The organism is Tabrizicola sp., from assembly GCF_030694085.1.
In the GTDB taxonomy this organism is placed as follows: domain Bacteria; phylum Pseudomonadota; class Alphaproteobacteria; order Rhodobacterales; family Rhodobacteraceae; genus Tabrizicola.
In genome coordinates this window covers 1-7,787 of record NZ_JAUXZE010000080.1, presented here as the reverse complement: position 1 = coordinate 7,787, position 7,787 = coordinate 1, and the positions used below count along the sequence as shown (strand labels likewise).

The 7,787-nt window shown below is 63.8% G+C and carries 6 protein-coding genes and 1 pseudogene; all 7 read left to right on the top strand.

All coding sequences use genetic code 11. The annotated features are described in order from the left end of the window. Positions 1–2,034 (top strand): annotated as a pseudogene (locus Q8M85_RS18470) (DNA-directed RNA polymerase subunit beta'); the annotation flags it as partial. A 155-nt stretch (positions 2,035–2,189) separates the two neighbouring features. Beyond that, on the top strand, positions 2,190–2,981 hold the full coding sequence (locus Q8M85_RS18465) for a universal stress protein (protein ID WP_305547305.1): 792 nt from the start codon (positions 2,190–2,192) through the stop codon (positions 2,979–2,981). A 305-nt stretch (positions 2,982–3,286) separates the two neighbouring features. Further along, on the top strand, positions 3,287–4,159 hold the full coding sequence (locus Q8M85_RS18460; protein ID WP_305547303.1) for a DMT family transporter: 873 nt from the start codon (positions 3,287–3,289) through the stop codon (positions 4,157–4,159). Between the two features lie 295 nt (positions 4,160–4,454). Then, positions 4,455–4,826, top strand: coding sequence for a 30S ribosomal protein S12 (rpsL, locus tag Q8M85_RS18455; RefSeq protein ID WP_103259202.1), 372 nt, complete (start codon positions 4,455–4,457; stop codon positions 4,824–4,826). A gap of 11 nt (positions 4,827–4,837) precedes the next feature. Beyond that, positions 4,838–5,308, top strand: coding sequence for a 30S ribosomal protein S7 (gene rpsG / locus Q8M85_RS18450; RefSeq protein ID WP_305547300.1), 471 nt, complete (start codon positions 4,838–4,840; stop codon positions 5,306–5,308). A 9-nt stretch (positions 5,309–5,317) separates the two neighbouring features. Next, positions 5,318–7,444 carry an elongation factor G gene (gene fusA / locus Q8M85_RS18445; RefSeq protein WP_305547297.1) on the top strand — a complete coding sequence of 709 codons (2,127 nt, stop codon included), beginning with the start codon at positions 5,318–5,320 and terminating at the stop codon, positions 7,442–7,444. An 88-nt stretch (positions 7,445–7,532) separates the two neighbouring features. After that, a partial coding sequence (locus tag Q8M85_RS18440; RefSeq protein WP_305547295.1) for a GTP-binding protein occupies positions 7,533–7,787 on the top strand: 255 nt, incomplete at its 3' end.

Here is a 7,787-nt window from a genome sequence, read left to right as displayed (position 1 = left end):
ATGCGCGGCCTGATGGCCAAGCCGTCGGGTGAGATCATCGAGACGCCGATCATCTCGAACTTCAAGGAAGGTCTGACCGTTCTTGAATACTTCAACTCGACCCACGGCGCGCGGAAAGGTCTGTCCGACACCGCGCTCAAGACGGCGAACTCGGGCTACCTGACCCGCCGTCTGGTCGACGTGGCACAGGACTGCATCGTCCGGGCCCACGATTGCGGTACCGAACAGGCGATCATGGCCTCGGCTGCGGTCAACGACGGTGAAGTGATCGTCCCGATGGGCGAGCGTGTCCTTGGCCGTGTCGCCGCCGATGACGTGGTGATCCCGGCAACCGGCGAAGTGCTGGTCGCGAAGGGCGAACTGATCGACGAACGTCGCGCCGACCTGATCAACGGGTCCGGCGTCGCCCAGATCCGCATCCGCAGCCCGCTGACCTGCGAGGCCGAAGAAGGCGTCTGCGCGCTGTGCTACGGGCGTGACCTTGCCCGCGGCACGCTGGTCAACATCGGTGAAGCGGTCGGCATCATCGCCGCCCAGTCCATCGGTGAACCCGGCACCCAGCTGACGATGCGGACCTTCCACATCGGCGGCGTGGCGCAGGGCGGTCAGCAGTCGTTCCTGGAAGCCAGCCAGGAAGGCAAGATCGAGTTCCGCAACGCCAACATTCTCTCCAACGTCTCGGGCGAGCAGATCGTCGTGGGCCGGAACATGTCGATCGCGATCATCGACGAGGCGGGCCAGGAACGGGCCGCCCACAAGCTGACCTACGGCGCGAAACTTCACGTCAAGGAAGGCGAAACCGTCAAGCGCGGCACCAAGCTCTTCGAATGGGACCCCTTCACCCTGCCGATCATCGCCGAAAAGACCGGCGTGGCACGGTTCAAGGACCTGGTCGCGGGGATCTCGGTCCGCGAGGAAACCGACGATGCGACGGGCATGACCCAGAAGATCGTCTCGGACTGGAGGTCGGTGCCGAAGGGCGGCGACTTGAAGCCCGAGATCATCGTGATGGACCCGGCGACGGGCGATCCGGTGCGCGGCGACAGCGGCAATCCGATCACCTACGCCATGTCGGTGGACGCGATCCTGTCGGTCGAAGACGGCCAGGAACTGCGGCCCGGCGACGTGGTGGCGCGTATCCCGCGCGAAGGTGCCAAGACCAAGGACATCACCGGGGGTCTTCCCCGCGTGGCGGAACTGTTCGAAGCCCGTCGCCCGAAGGATCACGCGATCATCGCGGAAACCGATGGCTATGTCCGCTTTGGCAAGGACTACAAGAACAAGCGCCGCATCACGGTTGAACCCGTGGATGAGACGCTGACCGCCGTCGAATACATGATCCCCAAGGGCAAGCACATTCCGGTTCAGGAAGGCGACTTCGTCCAGAAGGGCGACTACATCATGGACGGCAACCCCGCCCCGCACGACATCCTGCGGATCATGGGGATCGAGGCGCTTGCCAACTACATGATCGACGAAGTGCAGGACGTCTATCGCCTGCAGGGCGTCAAGATCAACGACAAGCACATCGAGGTCATCGTCCGTCAGATGCTGCAGAAGTTCGAGATCCTCGACTCGGGCGACACCACGCTTCTGAAGGGCGAACAGGTCGAGAAGATCGAACTGGACGAAGAGAACGCCAAGGCCATCGCCCGGGGCGGACGCGAAGCGAAGGCCGAGCCGGTCCTTCTCGGGATCACCAAGGCAAGCTTGCAGACCCGCAGCTTCATCTCGGCGGCCTCGTTCCAGGAAACCACGCGGGTCCTCACCGAGGCTTCGGTGCAGGGCAAGCGCGACAAGCTTCTGGGGCTCAAGGAAAACGTCATCGTCGGCCGGTTGATCCCGGCGGGCACTGGCGGGGCCACCAGCCGCGTCAAGAAGATCGCCGCCGACCGCGACCATACCGTGATCGAGGCGCGCCGGACCGAGGCCGACCAGGCTGCGGCACTGGCTGCTCCGCTTGCGGTGATGGAACCCGAAATCGACGTCGATTTTGACGCCGGTCTGGTTGATACCATCGAAAGCCGCGATTAAACCTCGCGGCCTTCGGGCACGTCTTTCGCCCCCGCCGGTCGCTCCGGCGGGGGTTCTCTTTTTCGGATCGTGCCGCCAGATCCGGCGATGACAACCTTGTGAAACCATGTCTCGATGCATACCTCCCCGAAGGCAACCAAGGGAGAGCCAGCCGCATGACCGTCCGTTCGATCGTCACCTTCGTCCAGCCGTCCGCCATCGATCAGGATCATGCCGCCCTGGCCCTTGCCCTTGAATGGGCCGGTGCGCTTTCGGCCCAGGCCGTCGTTCTCGCCTTCACTGTCGACGTCACCGGCCCGGGTGCGGATGACGACATGGATTTCGCCAACACCCGCGCGGCAATTGCCGCGCTTGCCGACAGGGCCGGCGTCCCATGTACCATCGTGGACCGCTCAAGTTTTGCCTATGGGATCGGCGAGGTCTTTGCCGACCACATGAAGGTCGCCGACCTCGGCGTCCTGACCGGCCGTCGCGGCCCCCTGGTGGGCGAACGCCTCCTGGCCCAGGCCGCGATCTTCGATTCCGGCCGCCCGTTGGTCATCTCACCGAAGAAGGGAACCGCCACCCTGCCGCGCCGCGTGTTGATCGCCTGGGACGGCACCCATGCCGCTGCCCGCGCGATGCAGGACACGATATCGCTGCTGTCCCCGGGGGCTGAGGCCATTGTTGTCCGCGTCACCGACGACAAGGTCCTTCGCATGGACCAGTCCGGGATCGAGGCCGCGCATCACCTCGCCCGCCACGGCATCAAGGCCGAATTCCGCGAGATCCAACGTAACGGCCGTGACATCTACGACGTGCTCGTCACCGCCGCAGCCGAAGCCCGCTGTGACCTGATCGTCGCTGGTGCCGTCCGCCATTCCCCGATTCACGAGCTGGTTTTCGGCAGTGTCACCGGGCGCGTGCTGGACGGTGACTGTCCGTTGCCAGTGCTGCTTTCGGCCTGATGCGCGAGGGACGCGGGACGACCTCCGGGGTCGGCCTGACCCCCGACGCGCCCTTTCGCCTTTGCGCCAAATATCCTCGGGGGGGGTGGGGGGCGAAGCGCCCCCAATGACCGAGCCGGTTGCGCGCCCTTCGCGCGCAGAGGCGAGACAGAAGGCTTGCGCGTCAGCGCTCAATTCGAAACCCGTCCGAACCCGGACCCCGGGGCCCGATCATCTCCACCGGCACGCCTTCGGCTGTGAAGACTTTCGCTTCTCCGCGCTGCCTGCTACCCAGTCAGGGCAAGCGAAGGATCCCCGCAGTGCCCATGTCAGAGAACCTCCGCGGCATCCTCATGATGTGTGCCTCGATGGCCGCCTTCACCATCAACGACACCTTCATGAAGTCGGTCACCCAGACCCTTCCCCTGTTCCAGACCATCGGCTTGCGCGGGCTGATCGCCGTCGTGGGTCTCCTGATCCTCTGCCTAGCCACCGGAGCCTTCAAGTTCCGCCCCAACCGCCGCGATGGCTGGCTGATCCTGGTCCGCTCGCTGGCAGATGTCGCCGCCACGATCCTGTTTCTCGAAGCCCTCCTGCGAATGCCGCTTGCCAATCTCTCCGCCATCCTGCAGGCGCTGCCCTTGCTCATCACCCTTGCGGCGGCGCTGGTCTACGGCGACAGGATAGGCTGGCGGCGGATGACCGCTATCCTCGTCGGCCTGATCGGCGTCCTCATCATCATCCGCCCCGGGACCGAGGGCTTCGACCGCTGGTCCCTTCTCGGCCTTGCCTCGGTTGCCTGCGTGGTGGTCCGCGACCTCTCGGTCCGACCCCTGCAAGGCCAGATCCCCTCGACCCTCGTCGCCCTAGGAGCGGCCGTTGCCGTGACGCTGATGGGATGGATCGGGGTCACCTTCCAGGGCTGGAATACCCCAACCGACTGGGAGCTGACCCGGGTCCTTGGCGCGGGGCTTTTCCTCATTGTCGGCTACCTCACTTCGGTCGCTGCCATGAGACATGGGGACATCGGTCTTGTCGCGCCGTTCCGCTACACGTCGCTCCTCTGGGCCATCGTCCTGGGCCTTGTCGTCTTCGGTGATCTGCCGGATGTCTGGACCCTGATCGGCGCTGCAATCGTGGTGGCCGCCGGACTTTTCACCCTCTGGCGCGAACGCGCGCTCCGCCAGAGAAAAGCGTGACGCCAGGGCGGGGGCGGGGTCGGGCCCCCATGTTGACACCCCCCGCGATTCCCCATATACGCCCGCCAACCCGAACCCCCGCCCGACCCTTAAGTCGCGACTGGGACAAGGGCTCAGAGCGCTTGAAGTGGTCATGATCCGGGCCGAAAATGCCCCGATCCTCTGGAATTCCACCGCGGCATCGCCGGAAACGGCGGTGGTTGCGGTGTTCGTGTTTTGCGATTCGCGCAAGGCACGGTCGAGAAGCGGCGTCCCCGACGGCAAAGGGGGGCGAGTATCGAAACGAGGAACGTGAATGCCGACGATTCAACAGCTGATCCGGAAGCCCCGGGAAGCCGTAGTGCGGAAGTCCAAGTCCCAGCACCTGGAATCCTGCCCGCAAAAGCGTGGGGTTTGCACCCGCGTCTATACCACCACCCCGAAGAAGCCGAACTCGGCCATGCGGAAAGTCGCCAAGGTGCGTCTGACCAACGGCTTCGAGGTCATCTCCTACATCCCCGGCGAAAAGCACAACCTTCAGGAACACTCTGTCGTCCTGATCCGTGGCGGGCGGGTAAAGGACCTTCCGGGTGTGCGCTACCACATTCTCCGCGGCGTTCTGGACACCCAGGGCGTGAAAGAACGTCGTCAGCGTCGTTCGAAATACGGCGCCAAGCGTCCGAAGTGAGGAGATAACAGATGTCCCGTCGTCACGCCGCCGAAAAGCGCGAAATCCTGCCCGATGCCAAGTTTGGCGATCGGGTTGTCACGAAGTTCATGAACAACCTGATGTTCGACGGCAAGAAGTCCGTCGCCGAAAGCATCGTCTACGGCGCGCTTGACCGCGTCCAGACCCGCCTGAAGCGCCCGGCCGTCGAAGCCTTCCACGAAGCGCTGGAAAACGTGAAACCGTCGGTCGAAGTGCGCTCGCGCCGCGTCGGTGGTGCCACCTACCAGGTCCCGGTCGAAGTCCGCACCGAACGCCGCGAAGCGCTGGCGATCCGCTGGCTGATCATCGCTGCCCGCAAGCGCAACGAGAACACCATGGAAGAGCGTCTGGCCGCCGAACTGGCCGATGCAGTGCAGAACCGCGGCACCGCCGTGAAGAAGCGCGAAGACACCCACAAGATGGCCGACGCAAACAAAGCGTTCAGCCACTACCGCTGGTAAGGGGTCATCATGGCACGCGACTATCCGCTCGACCACTATCGCAACTTCGGGATCATTGCCCACATCGACGCGGGCAAGACCACGACCTCGGAACGCATCCTCTACTACACCGGCAAGTCCCACAAGATCGGCGAAGTCCATGACGGCGCCGCGACGATGGACTGGATGGAGCAGGAGCAGGAACGCGGGATCACGATCACCTCGGCTGCGACGACCACCTTCTGGAACCGTCAGATCGATTCCTCGGCTGGTCTTGGCGACAAGGCGACGAAGTACCGCTTCAACATCATCGACACCCCCGGCCACGTGGACTTCACCATCGAAGTCGAACGTTCGCTGGCCGTGCTTGACGGTGCTGTGGTGCTTCTGGACGGCAACGCCGGTGTGGAACCGCAGACCGAAACCGTCTGGCGTCAGGCTGACCGCTACAAGGTTCCGCGCATCGTGTTCGTCAACAAGATGGACAAGACCGGCGCCGACTTCATGAAGTGCGTGCGCATGATCAAGGACCGGACCGGCGCGAACGCTGTTCCGATCGTTCTGCCGATCGGTGCCGAGGACAAGCTGGAAGGCATCATCGACCTCGTGACCATGGAAGAATGGGTCTACGAGGGCGAAGATCTTGGCGCGTCCTGGACCCGTCAGCCGATCCGTGCCGAGCTCAAGGCCGAGGCCGACGAGTGGCGCATGAACCTGGTGGAAACCGCCGTGGGTCAGGACGACGCTGCGATGGAAGCCTACCTGGAAGGCAATGAGCCCAGCCCGGAAACCCTTCGGGCGCTGATCCGCAAGGCCACTCTGGCGATTGACTTCATTCCGGTGATGGCCGGTTCGTCGTTCAAGAACAAGGGCGTGCAGCCCCTTCTGAACGCCGTCATCGACTATCTGCCTTCGCCGCTGGACGTGCCGCCGTACATGGGCTTCGCTCCCGGCGACGAGACGGAAACCCGCAATATCGCGCGGTCGGCCGATGATGCGCAGCCCTTCTCGGGCCTGGCGTTCAAGATCATGAACGACCCCTTCGTCGGCTCGCTGACCTTCACCCGGATCTATTCGGGCAAGCTGGCCAAGGGCGACGCGATGCTGAACGCGACCAAGCAGCGCAAGGAACGCGTTGGCCGGATGATGATGATGCACGCCATCGAGCGTGAGGAAATCTCGGAAGCCTTCGCCGGCGACATCATCGCGCTTGGCGGCCTCAAGGAAACCACCACCGGGGACACGCTCTGTGATCCGGCGGCGCCCGTCGTCCTTGAAACCATGACCTTCCCGGTCCCGGTGATCGAGATCGCGGTGGAACCGAAGACCAAGGCCGACCAGGAAAAGATGGGCATCGCTTTGGCCCGTCTGGCTGCCGAAGACCCGTCCTTCCGCGTGGAAACTGACCTCGAAAGCGGCCAGACCATCATGAAGGGCATGGGCGAACTTCACCTCGACATCCTCGTCGACCGCATGCGTCGCGAGTTCAAGGTCGAGGCGAACATCGGCGCGCCGCAGGTGGCTTACCGCGAAACGATCAGCCGCGAGCACGAAATCGACTACACGCACAAGAAGCAGACCGGTGGTACCGGCCAGTTCGCGCGCGTCAAGCTGATCATCTCGCCGACCGAACCGGGCGAAGGCTATTCGTTCGAATCGAAGATCGTCGGTGGTGCGGTGCCGAAGGAATACATCCCCGGCGTCGAAAAGGGCATCAAGTCGGTCATGGACTCAGGTCCGCTGGCAGGCTTCCCGGTGATCGACTTCAAGGTCTCGCTGATCGACGGCGCGTTCCACGACGTCGACTCCTCGGTGCTGGCGTTCGAAATCGCGTCGCGGGCTGCCATGCGCGAAGGCCTGAAGAAGGCCGGTGCGAAACTCTTGGAACCGATCATGAAGGTCGAAGTCGTCACCCCGGAAGAATACACCGGCGGCGTCATCGGCGACCTGACCTCGCGTCGGGGCATGATCAACGGCCAGGACAGCCGCGGCAACGCGAACGTCATCGCCGCCATGGTTCCGCTGGCGAACATGTTCGGCTACATCAACCAGCTCCGGTCGATGACCTCGGGCCGCGCGGTGTTCTCGATGGAGTTCGACCACTACGACACCGTTCCGGAAAACCTGAGCCAGGAAATCCAGAAGAAATACGCTTAACCGGTGTGGCGGGGTGAACCCCGCCCTACCACCCCGTAGGCCGGGGTTCACCCCGGCGCCACCGACACACGAATGAGGAGAGACCCTGATGGGCAAGGCAAAGTTTGAACGCAACAAGCCGCACGTCAACATTGGCACGATCGGCCACGTTGACCACGGCAAGACGACGCTGACGGCGGCGTTCACCAAGTATTTCGGCGATTTCCGGGCCTATGACCAGATCGACGGCGCGCCGGAAGAGCGGGCTCGCGGGATCACGATCTCGACCGCGCACGTGGAGTATGAGACCGAGAACCGTCACTACGCGCACGTCGACTGCCCCGGCCACGCCGACTATGTGAAG

Coding starts and splice junctions, on each gene's coding strand:
- Q8M85_RS18465 (WP_305547305.1), top strand. CDS start 2,190: ATGACCGTCCGTTCGATCGTCACCTTCGTCCAGCCGTCCGCCATCGAT.
- Q8M85_RS18460 (WP_305547303.1), top strand. CDS start 3,287: ATGTCAGAGAACCTCCGCGGCATCCTCATGATGTGTGCCTCGATGGCC.
- rpsL (WP_103259202.1), top strand. CDS start 4,455: ATGCCGACGATTCAACAGCTGATCCGGAAGCCCCGGGAAGCCGTAGTG.
- rpsG (WP_305547300.1), top strand. CDS start 4,838: ATGTCCCGTCGTCACGCCGCCGAAAAGCGCGAAATCCTGCCCGATGCC.
- fusA (WP_305547297.1), top strand. CDS start 5,318: ATGGCACGCGACTATCCGCTCGACCACTATCGCAACTTCGGGATCATT.